The organism is Bradyrhizobium australiense, from assembly GCF_013114825.1.
GTDB classification, from domain to species: Bacteria; Pseudomonadota; Alphaproteobacteria; order Rhizobiales; family Xanthobacteraceae; genus Bradyrhizobium; species Bradyrhizobium australiense.
Window position 1 is genome coordinate 735957 of sequence record NZ_JAAVLX010000003.1, and the last position, 15813, is coordinate 751769.

At 63.0% G+C, this 15813-nt stretch carries 17 protein-coding genes; 6 read left to right on the top strand and 11 right to left on the bottom strand.

Annotated elements, in window-relative coordinates; genetic code table 11:
- Positions 1-4: 4 nt before the first annotated feature.
- Entirely contained in the window at positions 5-1399 is a 1395-nt protein-coding gene (locus tag HCN58_RS10510; RefSeq protein ID WP_171579266.1) for an amidase, read from the top strand.
- Between the two features lie 196 nt (positions 1400-1595).
- On the opposite strand, the gene HCN58_RS10515 is transcribed toward HCN58_RS10510, so the two are convergent.
- Positions 1596-2300 carry a glutathione S-transferase family protein gene (locus HCN58_RS10515; RefSeq protein ID WP_171579267.1) on the bottom strand — a complete coding sequence of 235 codons (705 nt, stop codon included), beginning with the start codon at positions 2298-2300 and terminating at the stop codon, positions 1596-1598.
- Between the two features lie 109 nt (positions 2301-2409).
- Between HCN58_RS10515 and HCN58_RS10520 the strand changes: the two genes are divergently transcribed.
- Positions 2410-2763 carry a winged helix-turn-helix transcriptional regulator gene (locus HCN58_RS10520; protein WP_171579268.1) on the top strand — a complete coding sequence of 118 codons (354 nt, stop codon included), beginning with the start codon at positions 2410-2412 and terminating at the stop codon, positions 2761-2763.
- Between the two features lie 254 nt (positions 2764-3017).
- Positions 3018-3188, top strand: coding sequence for a hypothetical protein (locus tag HCN58_RS10525; protein WP_171579269.1), 171 nt, complete (start codon positions 3018-3020; stop codon positions 3186-3188).
- A 138-nt stretch (positions 3189-3326) separates the two neighbouring features.
- Here the strand turns inward: HCN58_RS10525 and HCN58_RS10530 are convergent, their stop codons facing one another.
- The 7 genes from HCN58_RS10530 to HCN58_RS10555 all read right to left on the bottom strand — a co-directional run bounded on the left by HCN58_RS10530 (position 3327) and on the right by HCN58_RS10555 (position 10100).
- Positions 3327-4319 carry a hypothetical protein gene (locus HCN58_RS10530; RefSeq protein WP_235983527.1) on the bottom strand — a complete coding sequence of 331 codons (993 nt, stop codon included), beginning with the start codon at positions 4317-4319 and terminating at the stop codon, positions 3327-3329.
- 72 nt (positions 4320-4391) lie between these two features.
- Positions 4392-4598, bottom strand: coding sequence for a hypothetical protein (locus HCN58_RS35680; RefSeq protein ID WP_235983528.1), 207 nt, complete (start codon positions 4596-4598; stop codon positions 4392-4394).
- 112 nt (positions 4599-4710) lie between these two features.
- Positions 4711-4989, bottom strand: a complete 279-nt coding sequence (locus HCN58_RS10535) for a hypothetical protein (RefSeq protein WP_171579270.1) — start codon at positions 4987-4989, stop codon at positions 4711-4713.
- Between the two features lie 249 nt (positions 4990-5238).
- Positions 5239-6714, bottom strand: a complete 1476-nt coding sequence (locus HCN58_RS10540) for an amidase (RefSeq protein ID WP_171579271.1) — start codon at positions 6712-6714, stop codon at positions 5239-5241.
- A 70-nt stretch (positions 6715-6784) separates the two neighbouring features.
- Complete coding sequence (locus HCN58_RS10545; protein ID WP_171579272.1) at positions 6785-7753, bottom strand: VOC family protein; 969 nt, start codon at positions 7751-7753, stop codon at positions 6785-6787.
- Positions 7754-8711: 958 nt separating this feature from the next.
- Entirely contained in the window at positions 8712-9077 is a 366-nt protein-coding gene (locus tag HCN58_RS10550; protein ID WP_171579273.1) for a nuclear transport factor 2 family protein, read from the bottom strand.
- Between the two features lie 105 nt (positions 9078-9182).
- Positions 9183-10100, bottom strand: a complete 918-nt coding sequence (locus tag HCN58_RS10555; RefSeq protein WP_235983529.1) for a LysR substrate-binding domain-containing protein — start codon at positions 10098-10100, stop codon at positions 9183-9185.
- A 107-nt stretch (positions 10101-10207) separates the two neighbouring features.
- Between HCN58_RS10555 and HCN58_RS10560 the strand changes: the two genes are divergently transcribed.
- Both HCN58_RS10560 and HCN58_RS10565 read left to right on the top strand, forming a co-directional pair.
- Positions 10208-11272, top strand: a complete 1065-nt coding sequence (locus HCN58_RS10560; RefSeq protein ID WP_171579274.1) for an aromatic ring-hydroxylating dioxygenase subunit alpha — start codon at positions 10208-10210, stop codon at positions 11270-11272.
- 174 nt (positions 11273-11446) lie between these two features.
- The gene (locus HCN58_RS10565; RefSeq protein ID WP_311966793.1) at positions 11447-12586 is read left to right on the top strand and encodes an alpha/beta fold hydrolase; all 1140 of its coding nucleotides are present in this window, start codon (positions 11447-11449) and stop codon (positions 12584-12586) included.
- 68 nt (positions 12587-12654) lie between these two features.
- Here the strand turns inward: HCN58_RS10565 and HCN58_RS10570 are convergent, their stop codons facing one another.
- Both HCN58_RS10570 and HCN58_RS10575 read right to left on the bottom strand, forming a co-directional pair.
- Positions 12655-13005 carry a RidA family protein gene (locus tag HCN58_RS10570; protein ID WP_171579275.1) on the bottom strand — a complete coding sequence of 117 codons (351 nt, stop codon included), beginning with the start codon at positions 13003-13005 and terminating at the stop codon, positions 12655-12657.
- Positions 13006-13125: 120 nt separating this feature from the next.
- On the bottom strand, positions 13126-14784 hold the full coding sequence (locus HCN58_RS10575) for an FAD-binding dehydrogenase (RefSeq protein WP_171579276.1): 1659 nt from the start codon (positions 14782-14784) through the stop codon (positions 13126-13128).
- A gap of 288 nt (positions 14785-15072) precedes the next feature.
- On the opposite strand from HCN58_RS10575, the gene HCN58_RS10580 reads away from it, so the two are divergent.
- Positions 15073-15543 (top strand): hypothetical protein, encoded by a 471-nt coding sequence (locus tag HCN58_RS10580; protein ID WP_171579277.1) that lies wholly within the window; start codon positions 15073-15075, stop codon positions 15541-15543.
- A gap of 65 nt (positions 15544-15608) precedes the next feature.
- On the opposite strand, the gene HCN58_RS10585 is transcribed toward HCN58_RS10580, so the two are convergent.
- Complete coding sequence (locus tag HCN58_RS10585; RefSeq protein ID WP_171579278.1) at positions 15609-15797, bottom strand: hypothetical protein; 189 nt, start codon at positions 15795-15797, stop codon at positions 15609-15611.
- Between the last annotated feature and the right edge of the window lie 16 nt (positions 15798-15813).

Below are 15813 nucleotides of genomic sequence, written 5' to 3' on the forward strand. Positions count from 1 at the left end.
TGCCATGGGGGACCTGCATTTCCTGGAATTGACTGTGCTGGCGGAGTTGATCCGGACGCGCAAGATATCGCCCGTCGCGGCGACCCGTCAGCAACTCAACCGGATCGCAGCGCTGGATGGCACGCTCGCCAGTTACGCCGTCGTCACCGCCGAGCGCGCGATGGCAGAGGCGCGGGCGGCAGAGGCTGATATTGTCGCCGGCCGTTATCGCGGGCCGCTGCATGGGGTGCCGCTCGCCGTAAAGGACCTGTTCTGGACCAGGGACATGCCAACCGCGGCGGGAACGACGATCCACAAGCGCTTCGAGCCGGCCGAGGACGCTACCGCCGTGCGGCGCCTTCGGGAAGCGGGTGCCGTGCTGCTGGGCAAGCTGCAGATGACTGAGGGCGCCTATTCCGACCATCATCCGCAGATCACGCCGCCCCGCAATCCCTGGAATGCCGATTATTGGCCGGGCATCTCTTCCAGCGGGCCGGGTGTGGCGGTTGCGGCCGGGCTTTGCTTCGGCGCACTCGCCTCCGATACGGGCGGCTCGATCCGCTGGCCGTCGGCCGCGAACGGCCTGACCGGCGTCAAGCCCACTTGGGGACGAGTGAGCCGCCACGGCGTGTTCGACCTCGCGCCGAGCCTCGATCACATTGGGCCGATGGCGCGCAGCGTCGCGGACGCCGCCGCGCTGTTCACCGCCGTCGCCGGTGCCGATCCCGCCGATCCCACCGCATTGCAGGAGCCGGTGGCGAGTATCGCGGCGATGCCGAACCAGAGCATTGGCGGTCTCAAAATTGGCGTCGATCGCGACTGGGGCCGCAAAGACGTCGATCCGCAGGTGCTTGCGATTCTCGATGACGCGGAGCGCGTGCTATCCGCGCTGGGCGCCGAATTTGTGGAAGTTCAGGTGCCGGACGTCACCCAGGCCGTGGCCGATTGGGCTCCCAATTGCGCCGTGGAAGCCGCGGTTGCCCATAGGGCGACTTATCCTGCGCGCCGGGCGGAGTACGGTCCGGTGTTGAGCATGGTTCTCGAGGCCGGACGCGCCTTGTCCGGCCTCGACTATCAGGAGGTGCTGTTGCGGCGCATGGCTTTCCGCGGCCGCATGCGAGCCTTGTTCGGAAACATCGACCTGCTCCTCGTGCCGGCGCATCCTTTTGCGCCGCTCTCTCTGAAGAGGATGGGGACAATGGGCTTGCAACCGAAGCTGATAGCCCGGCTGCAAGCTTACACCGCCCCCTTCAACATGACCGGCCAGCCGACACTCACCCTGCCGGGAGGGTTCAGCAGCGATGGCTTGCCGATCGCATTCCAGATGGTGGCCGCGGATCTCGGCGAAGCGACGCTGATCCGCGCCGGCATCGCGTTCCAGAGCGCGACGGACTGGCACCGTCGGCATCCGGCGCTGTAGTCGAGCTGGCCACAACAAGCAGCTCGATCTCACGCCATATCCGGACGAACTGCCGCAGTCTTATCTGGCGAAGTGGAAATGGAGGTTCTGCCGCGCCGGCGGTTCGACCATCCTTTCATCTGGACGCCGGGTGGCCGGCGTTCCACTTGGCGCGATCGAGCCACCCAGGATGCTGCTGTCAGCCGCCTTCGTGACCTCAGTCGCCGAACCGCTCGATAACATCCACGAGTGGGATATGGCCGACACAAGCGCCTGTTCCCGAACTGGTCTCTCCGCTCTCCAGCGCCATTGCATAGATGACGGCGGGGTCGGCCTCAATACGTCGGCGCACGGCGGCGAGTTTTGGCCAGCGTGCTGGATCGGCGACTTGATGGAAGTCGAGCCATCGCGCGACGCCGACCAGAATGCCATCGGCCAGCGTCGGGCGCTCACTCACGAGAAAAGGATGCTCCCCGATCATGGCTTCGAGCTTGTCATGCCGCTCTATCACCCGTGAGGCGCCGAACTCACGTAGCGATGCCTGCATTTGCGGGTTTGGTTTCGCCATCTCCATCGCGGCCCATAGCGGCGAGAAGGCGCCAGTGAATCCCGTGTTAACAAAGCCGATCAGTTGGTGCATCCGGTCTGCTTCCGGCGAAAGCGGTGCGAAGCTGATGCGCCGCTCGCTGTCCCTTGCCTCGAGCCAGGCGGCTATCGCCATTGTCTCGGTCAGCACCCGCCCTGCATCCGTGATCAGGGCAGGCGTTTCGTGCCGGGCATTGATGCGCGCATAGGACGGGTCGCGCATCTCTCCCAGCATATCGACACGGCAAAGCCGATAGGGTTTGCTAAGCCATTCGAGGGCGGCGACAAGCCCCATCGAGCTTCCGGCCGGGAAGCCATAAACAAGAATCGGTTCCATTGATACATTCTCCGTGATTTCTGCCGATCACGCTGCGCAGCGTGACTGGAATCTACGGATCGCCCTGCCCAAGTAAATTACGCACCTTTTTGTAACCACGAGCAATCAGATGAAAGATCTCGTCTCCCGCTGTCCCATCGAAGAAGTGATGCAGGTCATCAGCGGTCGCTGGCCCAGTCTGCTGATCTATTATCTGAAGCAGGGGACGAAACGCTTCAGCGACCTGCGCAGGGACAACCCCACAATCTCGCACAAGATGCTGACCCTGGAGCTTCGCAAGCTGGAGGACGCCGGCATTGTTGAGCGCAGCGAGTTCGAAGGGTATCCGTTGCGCGTAGAATATGATCTGACGCCGGCTGGTCTCAAGCTCGTGCCGTTGCTTGACGCCCTGGGCAGTTGGTGGGATGCGACGGCCGCTGGCCGCAGTCGGGGCAGCACGTTGCCGGTCGAGGTGACAGAATGACCTCCGGGGCTATACGTCAGCTCCGCGGCAGCCCCGCCGCGACCATCAACTGCCTGATCCGTGCGGATGCTTCGAGATAAACCGGGCTGGCTGCCGTCAGTGTCACCCGCAGCCACGTCGGAAGGCGTCGTTCGTGCACGATGTGTGGCGAGCTTCACAAACGGGCCAGCACCTTCATGCTAAAATCAGTTCGCCCCGCCCAAGACAAGGCCTTTGAAGAAGCCGATCAGCCCGCAGAGCAAGGACCGAACAGCATGGACGATGTCGTGAACCTCGCGCAGGTCAAGGCCGAACTGTCCTATCTCAATGATCTGGAGGAAAAACGTGCCGCCAATGTGGCGAGCCTGAAGCGCCTGAAGGAAGCCTGCGACGCTCTCCTGAGCAGGGAAACGAAGTCGCTGGGATCTCGACCTCGCGAAGTCTAAAGCAGCCGAAATGCCGCGCCAGCGTACGAGGCGCTTACCGTCTCAGCTCGGCGACGCCCAATTCCGCCCAAATCCAGTCGAAGCTGTAACTCGCCATCGCAGGATTGGAGTCGCCGGCCTTGGCGGTCCGATTTTCCATCATCTTGAGCCAGTCGGCGACCTTGGCGCGTCCGCTTTTAGTCTTGATCGCAGCACGCGGCGACTTGTTTCCGAGCACCGGGACGGGCTCATCGAGCGTCTCGCGGTAGTGCCGGTCCATGGCTTCGTGGATGATGGCGCGGTGCTCCTGCTTCGAGAGATCGAGTTCTGAGGTTCGTGGGCGTCGTCCGACGCGAGCATCTGGTCGACCATTGCGGTCTCGACCGAGGGTTGCCCGACCCGCTTGCCGAGCACCGCAGACAACAGCGGGCGTCCCCGTTCCGAGCGTTCCTGAGAATTGACCGACAGCACCAGCATTCGGCCATCCAGCTCCAAACTGCCGATCGAGAGCGCGCCATCATCGAGCGTCGTTTCGACGGTAGGGGCTTCGACGATTGCGCCCCGGGCGGCCGACGACCTGGCGCGCTTCTTCCCGCCAATCCAATTCCACCGCGCCGCGGTGATCGGCCGCAGCTCGGCACACGAATCCAGCATAGTGCGGATCTGATCCTTCGTCGTGCGCTCGGCAAGCGGATAGCAAATCGTGCACAGCAGTAGCTCATCACCATCGAAATTCCGCAAATCGGGAAGGTCGCGCTGAGCCTGATCGATTGCGTCAACCAGCCACATGCTCGTGAAGCTCGGGCTGGTCGCACGCAGCCTTTCAGTCTCGGAGAGCCTGGCGATCACAGCCGCGTCGAACTCCTCTCCGATCGTCCTAGCAAGCGCCTCCTTATCCTTCCTGGTGAGTTTTCCCAGTCTGCGAAGGCCATCGATGAGCTCTTCCGATGACCGATGCTCGTGCGGCAACACAGCTCCGCTGATCTGCGTCCGCTCTCCCACCTGTATGACGCGTCCGGCGAAGCGATCCCGTTGTTTTAGAAAACGCGTTGCCAACCGCTCGCTGATCAGGATCGGCTCGCCGCCGCGCACGAGGTCGCGCGCGCGGAACGATTTTTCGAGGACGACGTCGCTTACCTCATGGAGACTCATCGTCGAATTTCGCAAGCGGTGATGTAGGCGCGGACGGATGCTGTTTCCTTCCGTCCCTGGCGCTTCAGATAGTCATCGACGATGTTGCTGCCGTTCTCGAACTCCTGCGTCAGCGTCCTCGAAGGCGCAGCCCCAGACCGTGCTCATGAAATAATCCTCGCCGAGGATCGAGACGATCTCGTCCACCTCCAGGCCGGTGTCGTCGCAGGCCGGCAGTACATGGTCTTCGAGGACTTTTTCAAACCGGTTGAGCCACTCCTTGCGCGTCACCCATTCCATCAGGCCCTTCGAGCAAATGCTTGCGTGCCATGTTCCGGCTCCACCACCCGCAGCGTACTCTATCGTTCCGCAGGTGCGCTGCAATCGCTTGCAGTGAAATCAACAGATCAGATCAACGCTGGTCCAGCTCCGGCGCCGGGTTGCCTCCTTCCCGGATGGTTAGTTCATTGGCTTCGCACCATTCCCTCAGGGCTTTTTCCGTCGCCTTTTTCTCGAACTCAAACCATCGGTCGAGCGCCTTTTTTCGCTGCAGCAGACCCTTGAAACGCGCATAGGCGCCCCGCTTGTTGGAGATCCGCCGGATTTCATCGTATTCATCCGGGAGAAATTGCCTGATGAACTCGAATACCAGCGCCTTGCCGAGATCGAGTTCCTTCTTGTCGGGGATCACAAGAGATTTTTCCTGGCCGTCGACATCGTCGGGCCACTCGTCGGCGCCCTCGAACTCTTCAGTATGCCACAAAAACTTGCCGGTCTTCCGGCGCCTCCTTTCCAGTACTGACGAACTCGACCGTATTTTCCAGCTCGTTCCAGGCGATCAGCATCGATGCTCTCCTGCTTGCCTGAGCGACGCCGCTCCCATCTCGCGCCGCCCTAATCAAATCGCGTCCAAATGCTCATTGTTTGATTGGCGCGCTGTTCAAACCCTCGTCACATGCACGCCGGGCTTCTGTCCCGCGTTCCATTTGCCGTCGATCGCGCGCTCGATCTGCGCCGCGAGTTGCAACAGCAGCCCGTCGTTGGCCTGTTTCGCGATGGCCTGGATGCCGAGCGGCAGGCCGTGCTCGTGGGTGGCGAGCGGCAACGAGATCGCGGGGATGCCGCAGAGATTGGCGAGCGGGGTGAAGGCAAAATTGCGCCAGAGATTGCCGAACCAGTCCAGCACGTCAGGATTGTCGCTGATCGTGAGATACTCCGTGGTGCCGACCTTCGGCGTCGGCAGTGCCGTGATTGGAGTCACGATGACGTCCCAATCCTCGAAGAGCGCGCCGAAGCCGCGCGAGGTAGTGTTGAACACCGCCTGCATCCGCGCCCGGTCGGCATAGCTCGTGTGCCGGCCGTGCTCCCAAATCCGGATGTTGATCGGCTCGATCAGATCTTGCGGCGGCTGTTCGAGACCGCGCGCCGCCAGCATATTGGAGATGACGACGGCAAAATTGCTGATATAGCAGGTGGTCTGCGCCGCGAATGCTTCGCCATAGTCCAGATCGGGCAGCGCGTAATCGACATGATGGCCGAGGCCTTCGAGGAAGCGCCCAGCCTTCTGCAACTCGGCCGCGATATGCTGCGTCGCCCGGTATTCGCCCCACTGGTACGACAGCGCGATTTTCAGCCGCGCCGGATCGCGTGCAATCATCCGCGTGTAAGGCTCCGGCGGACTCCAGAACGGCATGAATTCGCCCGCCGCCGGACCGCGGCAGGCGTCGATGAAAGCCGCGGTATCGCGCACCGTGCGCGACTGGCAGCCTTGAATCGAGACCAGCCCGCTCAAATCAGAGAGGTGCGGCGACAGCGAGAACACGCCGCGCGAGACCTTCAGCCCGATATTGCCGTTGACGCCGGCTGGAATCCGGATCGAGCCGCCGCCGTCAGTTGCGTGCGCAATCGGTACCGCGCCGGCGGCCACCATCGCAGCACTGCCGGCCGACGATCCGCAGGTGGTGTAGTCGGTATTCCAGGGGTTGCGGGTAACGTAGACGGCGGGATTATCGGCCGAGCTGCAGACGCCGAATTCCGGCGTGGTGGTGCGCCCGATCAGATTGAGCCCGGCCGCGCGCATCTTCCTGGTCAGGAATGTGTCGGCGGTGGCGCGATTCCCGCGCATGAAAAGCGAGCCCATTTCCTGCAGCCGGCCCTTCAGCGTCGGACCGAGGTCCTTCATTAGGAACGGCAGTCCGGCAAACGGTCCGTCGAGATTGGTACCATCGGTGGTGGGATCGGCGACCGCATCCTCGAACACCTCGACGACGCCCGACAGCGCGGGATCGACCTTGGCGATGCCGGCGGCGGCCTGTGCCGCCAATTCTTTGGCCGTCAGCTCGCTCTTTGCGACACGCGCAGCAAGCGCGACGCCGTCGTGTGCGGCCCATTCATCCCAGCTCATCGGCAACGTCATTCGACTATCCTCTCGGCACAGCTTTGGCCCCGGGCGCATGGGACGCTGTCGCTCATGCGTTGCCGCGCTGTCAAACCTTGACCAGCCGCACTTTCGTGCCCCAGGGGTCGGCGGTCTCGATGCCGCTCGTGATGGTTTCGGCGGGCGCCCCGGCCCGCCGCAGGCGCTGTTCCTGTGTCTGCAGCATCTCTTCCGACGCGACCTCCAGCGAAAACGAGACAAGTCCCGTGGCGGCGTTGTCGCGTGGGCCGGCACCGGCGCTCTGCCAAACGTTGATGCCGAGATGGTGGTGATAGCGCCCCGATGACAGGAACGCGGCGCCGGTTCGCTTGCGCGTCGGGTCGAAGCCGATGGCGCCGCTATAGAAGCGGTCGGCCTGTTCGAGGTCGCCGACGCGCAGGTGCATGTGACCGATGCGAAGGCCGTCGGGCGCACCGGCATAGTTGGAGATGCGCGGATTCGTCAGCGTCAGCAGGCCGTCGATGTCAAGCGGGTCGGTCGCCATCGCGACCGTGCCGCCATCCCATTTCCAGCTATCGGGTGCGCGGTCGGCGTAGACCTCGATGCCGTTGCCTTCGGGATCGTCGAGATAGACCGACTCGCTGACGAGGTGATCGGCAAATCCGGAGAGCGGCACCTTGTTCGTCGCGGCATGCACCAGCCAGCGCGCGAGATCCTTGCGGGTCGGCATCAGGAAGGCGGTGTGATAGAGGCCTGCGGCATTCTGCGCCTCGGTAGCGGCGCCCGCGCGCAGCATGAGATCGAGCAGCGGCACGCCGCCCGCGCCGAGACGGGCGCCGGTAGCCGTGCGCTGCATGACGGCGAGCCCGATGGCGTCGCGATAGTAATCGGTGACGAGATCGAGATTACGCACGCGCAAGGTCACCATGCCGATCCGTATCGGCGTCCGGTTGGCGAAGGTCGGCCCGGCAGCGCCGTCGTCCGTTCCTTCCGCCAGCGCAGCCGCCGTAGCCGCCGCGCTCAACGACGAGGCGCCGGCGAGGTGAAGCAGCGTGCGGCGCGTAAGATCGATGGTCATGCAAATTTCCCTGTTCCGATCGCTCAGTGAAGCAAATCCTGCGCCGGTTTCAATCTCCGCGACGCCGCATCAGGGCCGGCCTCAACCATCGTTGCAGCAGAACGCTTTGCTCCGGGCAAGCAATTTTTCAGCCACGCACTTCATGATGGTGGGCACGCTTTCGCTTTGCCCAGGCTACGGACTGCGACAATCAATCCGACGATAGGCAATCACTTCTGATTTTCCGAAATCATGTCAAGTCCCGGAATCAAAAATATTTCGCTTCACGCGAGAGGCAAATCAGTCGCATAACTCCGCCCGTCTCACGGCAGATGAGGGGCGCTTCGCGATCGTCACGAACGTGCGGTGAGATGCGATGGACACGAGAGCCATGACTGACGTGCGTGGCAATCGTGTACGGCGAAGTCGTGTGGTTCTGGCGCCGCGGTGCTGGCGTTAAGTCCTTAAGAAGCGAAGCTTCTCGGGGGCGACGGTGGCAAGAAAGCCGTTCACCGGGAAGAGCACGAAATAAGCCGTAAAGCCATTGCGCAGGGAAGGCCGGGCTGCTCCCGCTGTACCTGTATGCTCGTGTGCGTTCTTTTTATGCGCAACGGCACACGAGACCGCGGGTGCAGCAAGCACCCGGTCTTCCCTGCGCCCTCTGAACAAGAGGGCGGGAAGTTGATGGCAAAACTCGCGTAGATGATGCGGCGAGATCGCGAAGTCACATCCGATGTCATCCCCGCGAAGGCGGTGATCCAGTATTCCAGAGGCATCAGTGATAGAACCGATAAGCCGCGGCGTACTGGATCCCTGCCTTCGCGGGGATGACGATGCTGTGTTGTATCGCTATCTCCACGTCATTGCGAGCGCAGCGAAGCAATCCATCTATCCCCGCGTTGAGGTATGGATTGCTTCGCGGAGTCTGTCATCGGGCTCGCCGAAGGCGCCCCGGCGGCGGGCGAAGACGGTCAGCGGGCTACGCCCCCGCCGGCACCTGATCGAGGAACCCGGTGATGCTGCGGATGCGGCCGTCCCTGAGGACTGCGAAATCCGTTCCCTTGATCGGGCTGTCACCGCCGTCGGGACCGAGGCCCCAGGAGAAGCGGACGTGTTCGCCAAAACCATTGGGCTCGCCGAGGAGCCTGAACTTGAAATCCGGAAACCGCGCCTGCACGCCAGCGATCAGCGCGTCAACGCCGTCATGGCCATCGCCCGACATCAGCGGGTCGACATAGCGGGCATCGCTGGTCCAGTTCTGGCTGAGAATTTCGCGGCGGCGGCTTGGCGTCCGCTCGTTCCACAGATCGATGTAGCTGCGGGCGATCTTGTTGATGTCGGTCATCATGCTCTCCTTCGTTTTGGCCGAATGGATCGGCCTGACCGACTATCGAAAAATCCTGCGCGCCAATCGATTACCTCGGAGGTCAAGGATTTCGATTTTGCGGAATCATGCACCCTCCACCCGGTCGCCGCGGGCGTGGACGTCCAGCGCATCGAGGAAACATCGCACCTTGGCGGGAACGAACTGGCGGGCCGGCAGCAGCGCGTGAATGTTAAGCGGCTCGCAGCGATGATCGGTGAGAATCCTGCGCAGCAATCCCGCCGCCACCGCCGCGTCGGTAAAGCTCGCCGTCACCCGCAACACGCCGAGCCCGGCGAGCGCCGCTTGCAACCGGATGTCGGCATTCGAGCTCACCAGCCGAGCCTTCTGAACCGTGAGATGCTCGGTGACGCCGGCCGGCGTGGTGAGCGCCCACGGCGCATCATGGGGCCCGATCAGCATCGGAAGACGGGCGAGCTCTTCCAGAGTCCGGGGCTCGCCGAGTTTTTCCAACAGCGCGGGCGCCGCATACAGACCGCGCTCGAGTGACGAAACCTTCCGGATCACAATCCCGGTCGACGGCAAGGGCTGTTCCAGCATCGCGAACACGATGTCATAGTTTTCGGCCACCGGGCTGACGATCTCGTGCTCGACGTCGATGCGGATGGCGAGGTCAGGGTAGTAGCGCATCAGTTCGATTGCGACCGGGCCGGCATGGTGCGCGCCTAATTCGTAGGGCGACTTGATGCGCAGCGTGCCCGAGATCGCGCTGCTCATCGCCAGCGCCTCGCCATGCGTATCGTGCAGAGCCGCGAACAGCGGCCTCACGCGCTGATAGATGGTCTGGCCGGCATCCGTCAGGCGCAGATGGCGCGTGGTGCGCTCGATCAACCGCAAGCCCAGGTTGGCTTCCAGCCGCTGCACTGCAGCACTGAGGCTCGACTTAGGATGGCCGAGCACGCGCGCGGCGGCGCTGAAGCCACCGTGCTGCACCACCTCGCAAAACAGCTCCCAATCGCGCCAGTCCATGAGGCGATCGTCCATGCGGCGGAACGGTGTGTCCAGGAAATCCGGATACAAGCGAGACCGCCGATGGGTGAAGATGACATAAAAGCAGCGCGGTTCGCAAAATACAGAGAGGGAGGGATGGCATGTCGGACGACGGAATCTTTTTGCGCAATTCCTGGTACGTCGCGGCCTGGAATCACGAACTGATCGATGGCCGGAAGCTCGCCCGCACCATCCTGGAAAAGCCCGTGGTGATCTATCGCGGCGCCAGCGGCAGGGTCGTCGCGCTCGACGACCGCTGTTGCCATCGCGCGGCGCCGCTCTCGATGGGACGGATCGAAGGCGATGATATCCGCTGCATGTATCACGGCATGAAGTTCGAGCCCGGCGGCAAATGCATCCAGATTCCCGGCCAGGACATTATTCCGGCAAAACTCGGCGTGCGCAGCTATCCCGTGGTCGAACGCTACAATCTGATCTGGATCTGGATGGGCGACGTCGAAAAGGCCGATCCGAACCTGATCGTGGATTATCCGCCACTCGCCGATCCCAAATGGCGCGGTTTGCCCGGCTACATGCATTACCAGGCCAACTGGCTCCTGATCGTCGATAACTTAAGCGACTTTGCCCATCTCGCCTTCGTCCATACCCATACGCTCGGCGGCTCCGAGGAATACGCCTACAAGACCAAGCCGGTCGCGATCGAAAAGCTCGACGATGGTTTCCGCGTCGAGCGCTGGCACATGAACGCCGATCCGCCACCCTATCATTGCAAGGTGATCCCGAACAGAGCCGACAAGATCGACCGCCGCAATATCGGCCGCATGCTGATCCCCGGCATCTTCCTGCTCGACACCATGTTCGCGCCAGCCGGCCAGGGCGCGGAGAAGGGCGTGCTGGTGCCCGGCACGCGGCAGTATCGCAACGCGCAGTTCATGACGCCGGAGACGCGCAGCACGACGCACTTCTTCTGGAACTACCTGCACGACTTCGACCTCGACAACCCGAACATTGCGTTGTCGCTGCGCAACAGCCTCGAAGAGGCGTTCCACGAGGATCTCGCGATCATCGAGGCACAGCAGAAGGTGTTCGACGCCGATCCGAAAACTCAGTTGCTCGCGATCGGTTCGGATGCGGCGCTGACCTATTTCCGCTGGTTGCTGGCGCGCCGGATCGAGGCGGAGGGCAGCGCGGTGCGGGCGGCGTAGGGGAACGGCGCGGCTGCGCCGCGTCGCGCGGCCGCGGGAGCGCCACTATCGATTGGGCTGGGGCCTGCGCCGGATTTGGCGTAAAAGCATGATCTCGATCTCGTTGGTTTGATCAGAGTCAAAGCTTGGCCCCTCCTGTCCCCATCATGTGGGACGATCAATCGGTGAACGGGTGTGGCAGAGAAACCCAAGACCCGGAAGCAACATGCGGGCGCCGACTGGGCGCAGGCCTGGCTGTGGCCACTGGAAGCCACGCGATTGGCGCTCGACAGTTACGCGCAATGGTTCGCTGATCAGAAACCTGCGCCTTCCCGCGCGCCGGAGCAGGCGCCGCTTGCCTGGACCACGCCGAACGCCATGGTGTTGCAACTTCAGTCAATGCGATTGCGGGACTTTTCGCGCGGGAATGCGGGGCAGCCGGTGCTCGTTTGCGCGCCCTATGCGCTGCACGGCGCGCTGGTTGCGGACTTCGCACCGGGCCACAGTCTGGTGGAGGCGCTGCAAAAGAGCGGCGTGAATCGTATCTACGTCACCGACTGGTGCTCAGCCACGCCGGACATGCGCCATCTGTCGATCGACAATTACCTTGCCGAGCTCAATGTAGCGATCGACGAAATCGGCGCGCCGGTCGATCTTGTCGGCCTGTGCCAGGGCGGGTGGCTGTCGCTGGTCTATGCCGCTCGTTTTCCCGGCAAGGTGCGGCGGCTGGTGTTGGCCGGCGCCCCGGTCGATGTCTCCACGCCGTCAGAGCTCTCGAAGATGGTAGCCGCACTTCCGCAGGCGGCGTTCGAGCAAATGGTGCGGCAGGGCGACGGCGTCGTCAGCGGCGAGCACATGCTGCGGTTCTGGAACATTCCGTTCAGCCAGCATGACGTGGAAGCCGTGCTGCAAAGGAATCTTCGCGATGGATCGGACGAGGCCCGCATGCTGCTGGACCGCTTCAAGCGCTGGGATCGCAAGGCGCTGGACCTGCCGGGAGCCTATTATCTCGAGGTAACCGACAAGGTCTTTCGCGAGAACCAGATTGCCAAAGGGCGTTTCGTCGCGCTTGGCCGCAGGATCGATCCCGCTGAGGTGCGCGTGCCGTTGTTCCTGCTGGCGGGAGAGAACGACATCGTCGTCCCGCGCGATCAGGCGCTCGCCACGGCGCGGCTGTTGGGCACGCAGCCGGCGTGGCTGGAGCGCGCCTCCGAGCCGTGCGGTCACCTCAGCCTCTTCATGGGGCGAAAAGTTCTGAGCCACTCCTGGCGCCGGATCGCCCGCTGGCTGCAAGCCGACATCGGCGATGTCACAGGCGCACGGATCAGCGCATGAGAGGCAGATGAAAATGCCCCGGATTGCGCGTGCAGTCCGGGGCAGTAAGACGGCCAAACTAGGTGACGTTACTTCGCCGCAACTACCATGATCTCGACATTGTACTGCGGCGCGGCCAGCTTGGCCTCGACGGTGGCGCGCGCGGGCGTGTTGCCCGCCGAGACCCAGCCGTCCCACACCGCGTTCATTTCGGGAAAGGTCTTCATATCGGTGATGTAGATCGTGGCCGACAGCAGCTTCGATTTATCGGTGCCAGCTTTCGCGAGATGGCCGTCGATGATCGAGAGAATGTCCTGCGTCTGCTCGGTCACGCTCTTGCCGGCCGCCTTGCCGGCGACGACGCCGGCGAGATAGACGGTGTTGCCGTGGACGACGACCTGGCTCATGCGAGGTCCGGTTTCGAAGCGCTGGATGGTCATATTGTTCTCCTGATAGGGGCGGCGGTTACTTAGCGCGCTGGTGCCCTGTGCGCCACTGCGTAATTTGCATTGAGATTGGAGCCGTCATGCCGGGACAAGCCCGGCCATCACGGCGAGAAATCAGGAAACTGCCTTCGCCGCCGCGCGTCCCGCATTCCTGCCTGAGAAAAGACAGCCGCCGAGGAAGGTGCCTTCCAGCGAACGGTAGCCGTGCATGCCGCCGCCGCCGAAACCGGCCGCTTCGCCCGCGGCGTAGAGTCCCCTGATGATCTGGCGGTCCATGCCGAAGACGCGCGAGTCGAGATCAGTTTCAAAACCGCCCAGCGTTTTGCGCGTCAGGATGTTGAGCTTAACCGCGACGAGCGGTCCGTGTTCGGGGTCGAGAATCCGATGCGGCTTTGCGGTGCGGATCAATTTGTCACCGATGTAGCGGCGCGCATTGTGCAGGTTCATCACCTGCGCGTCCTTGACGTAGGGATTGGTGATCTCGCGGTCGCGCGCCTCGATCTGCGCCTTGATGTAATCGAGCTTGAGCAGGTCGTTGCCCGCGAGCGCGTTCATCGCACTGACGAGGTTGGCCAGATTGTCGCGGACGATGAAGTCGGCGCCGTTCTGCTTGAACGCTTCCACCGGGGCCGGCGCCCCCTTGTTGGTGGCGCGCTTGATCGTCATGCGCCAGCTCTTGCCCGTGAGATCGGGATTCTGTTCGGAACCGGAGAGCGCAAACTCCTTCTTGATGATGCTCTGGGTCAGGATGAACCAGGAGTAATCGTAGCCGGTCGACATGATATACTGCAGTTGGCCGAGCGTGTCGGAGCCGGGGAAGAGCGGCGCGGGCAGGCGCTTGCCTGTGGCGTCGAACCACATCGAGGAAGGGCCGGGCAGGATGCGGATGCCATGGCGCGGCCAGATCGGGTTCCAGTTCCGGATGCCCTCGACGTAGTGCCACATCCGGTCGCGGTTGATCAGCCGCGCGCCGGCGGCCTCGGTGATGCCGATCATGCGACCGTCGACATGCTCGGGTACGCCGGAGATCATGAATTTCGGCGGCTCGCCCAAGTGCTTCGGCCAGTTCTGCCGGACCATGTCATGATTGCCGCCGATGCCGCCGGAAGCGACGATCACGCCCGGCGCGCGCAGCGTGAAATCGCCGATCACCTTGCGCGAGGAGCTCTTGCCACGCTCGACATTATCAGGTTCGAGCACCGACCCATCGATGCCCTCAACCGCGCCGTTCGTCATCACGAGTGTGTCGACGCGGTGGCGGAACTTGAACGTCAACCGGCCATTTTTTTGCGCTTCGCGCGCGCGGCGTGCGAACGGCTCGAGGATGCCGGGGCCGGTGCCCCAGGTGACGTGAAAGCGCGGCACCGAATTGCCGTGGCCCATCGCGTCATAGCCGCCGCGCTCGGCCCAGCCGACCACCGGAAAAATACGGTGGCCCATCGCGCGCAGCCAGTCGCGCTTCTCGCCGGCCGCGAACGCCACATAGGCTTCCGCCCATCGCTTGGGCCAATGGTCGTCGTCACGGTCGAAGCCCGCGGTGCCCATCCAATCCTGCCATGCGAGATCAAACGAGTCCTTAATGCCGAGCCGGCGCTGTTCGGGGCTATCAACCAGAAACAATCCGCCGAACGACCAAAAGGCTTGTCCACCAAGGCTTTGTTCGCCTTCCTGGTCGACGACGATGACGCGCTTGCCGGCGTCTGCGATCTCCGTCGCCGCGACCAGCCCTGCCAAGCCGCCGCCGACCACGATTACGTCTGCATCATCAGCCATCGTTTCCTCCCCCATGCCGTTTTTGATTCAAGCCCGCGTCCTCGCGCGCGGTCAACGGCAAACGGATTCTTGCCTGTGACCGCATCGCCACCTCGCCAATGGTTGCTTGTTCCAGTTTGGGACCTTTTTGCGGGAAGGGTGCAGCGGCGCAGCAACACTTAACTTGAATTTGTTTTGAGCGGCCTTCGCTGCCTAGACAAAAACGCGATCTCAAACGACGCTACGTCCCGTCTTGCATCACAGAGACGATCAGATTCGGTTTCGACATTTTTCGACTGGGGCTGGGATATGAAGCTGGTGACGGGGTTGCTTGCCGCGGTGCTGCTGTTGGCGGGGGTAGGGGCGAGCCAGGCGGTGGTGCGGATAGCCGACGATCGCGGCGGCCGGATCGGCACCTATGTCGACAGATACCAGGGCCTGCGCACTTCAGGCGAAACCGTGATCATCGACGGCCTGTGCGCCTCGGCCTGCACAATCGTCCTCGGCGCGGTTCCCCATGACCGGATCTGCGTCACCTCGCACGCCAATCTCGGCTTCCATGCCGCCTGGGATTTCGGCGCCAACGGCCGCGCGGTCACCAACGCTGAAGCAACCCAGATGCTCTATTCGATGTATCCGCCGCCGGTCCGCAAGTGGATCGCGGCGCGCGGCGGCCTGACCCAGCGCATGCTCTTCCTGCGCGGCAAGCAACTGCAGACGATGTACAAGCCCTGCTATCTCGACGCCCAGGCCTCCTCGAACAAGCCGGCCTCGCGCTGATCCGAATCGCTGCTCGCCCCATTTCGACCGCAGCGCCGAGGCGCCGTCGGGCTCAGTTCACACGATCAACCTGCCGATCCTAGGCCGTGCGCTTCGTGAGCGACGCGCTCGCGCGTGACGTTTCCGACGCTTGCATCGATCCAGGCGGCCATTTCCTGTTCTTCCTGCAGGGATGCCTGACGCGTGGCACGCGGATTCCACCCGGCCGCGCCACAAAGTTCCAGCAGAGACTTATGGCCGCGATCATCAGACATGCCGAGCGTTCCTCGG

Excerpts from the sequence above, each read along its gene's own strand:
- HCN58_RS10510 (WP_171579266.1), top strand. The coding sequence starts at position 5 with ATGGGGGACCTGCATTTCCTGGAATTGACTGTGCTGGCGGAGTTGATC.
- HCN58_RS10515 (WP_171579267.1), bottom strand. The coding sequence starts at position 2,300 with ATGGAACCGATTCTTGTTTATGGCTTCCCGGCCGGAAGCTCGATGGGG.
- HCN58_RS10520 (WP_171579268.1), top strand. The coding sequence starts at position 2,410 with ATGAAAGATCTCGTCTCCCGCTGTCCCATCGAAGAAGTGATGCAGGTC.
- HCN58_RS10525 (WP_171579269.1), top strand. The coding sequence starts at position 3,018 with ATGGACGATGTCGTGAACCTCGCGCAGGTCAAGGCCGAACTGTCCTAT.
- HCN58_RS10530 (WP_235983527.1), bottom strand. The coding sequence starts at position 4,319 with ATGAGTCTCCATGAGGTAAGCGACGTCGTCCTCGAAAAATCGTTCCGC.
- HCN58_RS35680 (WP_235983528.1), bottom strand. The coding sequence starts at position 4,598 with ATGGAATGGGTGACGCGCAAGGAGTGGCTCAACCGGTTTGAAAAAGTC.
- HCN58_RS10540 (WP_171579271.1), bottom strand. The coding sequence starts at position 6,714 with ATGACGTTGCCGATGAGCTGGGATGAATGGGCCGCACACGACGGCGTC.
- HCN58_RS10545 (WP_171579272.1), bottom strand. The coding sequence starts at position 7,753 with ATGACCATCGATCTTACGCGCCGCACGCTGCTTCACCTCGCCGGCGCC.
- HCN58_RS10550 (WP_171579273.1), bottom strand. The coding sequence starts at position 9,077 with ATGACCGACATCAACAAGATCGCCCGCAGCTACATCGATCTGTGGAAC.
- HCN58_RS10555 (WP_235983529.1), bottom strand. The coding sequence starts at position 10,100 with ATGGACGATCGCCTCATGGACTGGCGCGATTGGGAGCTGTTTTGCGAG.
- HCN58_RS10560 (WP_171579274.1), top strand. The coding sequence starts at position 10,208 with ATGTCGGACGACGGAATCTTTTTGCGCAATTCCTGGTACGTCGCGGCC.
- HCN58_RS10570 (WP_171579275.1), bottom strand. The coding sequence starts at position 13,005 with ATGACCATCCAGCGCTTCGAAACCGGACCTCGCATGAGCCAGGTCGTC.
- HCN58_RS10575 (WP_171579276.1), bottom strand. The coding sequence starts at position 14,784 with ATGGCTGATGATGCAGACGTAATCGTGGTCGGCGGCGGCTTGGCAGGG.
- HCN58_RS10580 (WP_171579277.1), top strand. The coding sequence starts at position 15,073 with ATGAAGCTGGTGACGGGGTTGCTTGCCGCGGTGCTGCTGTTGGCGGGG.
- HCN58_RS10585 (WP_171579278.1), bottom strand. The coding sequence starts at position 15,797 with ATGTCTGATGATCGCGGCCATAAGTCTCTGCTGGAACTTTGTGGCGCG.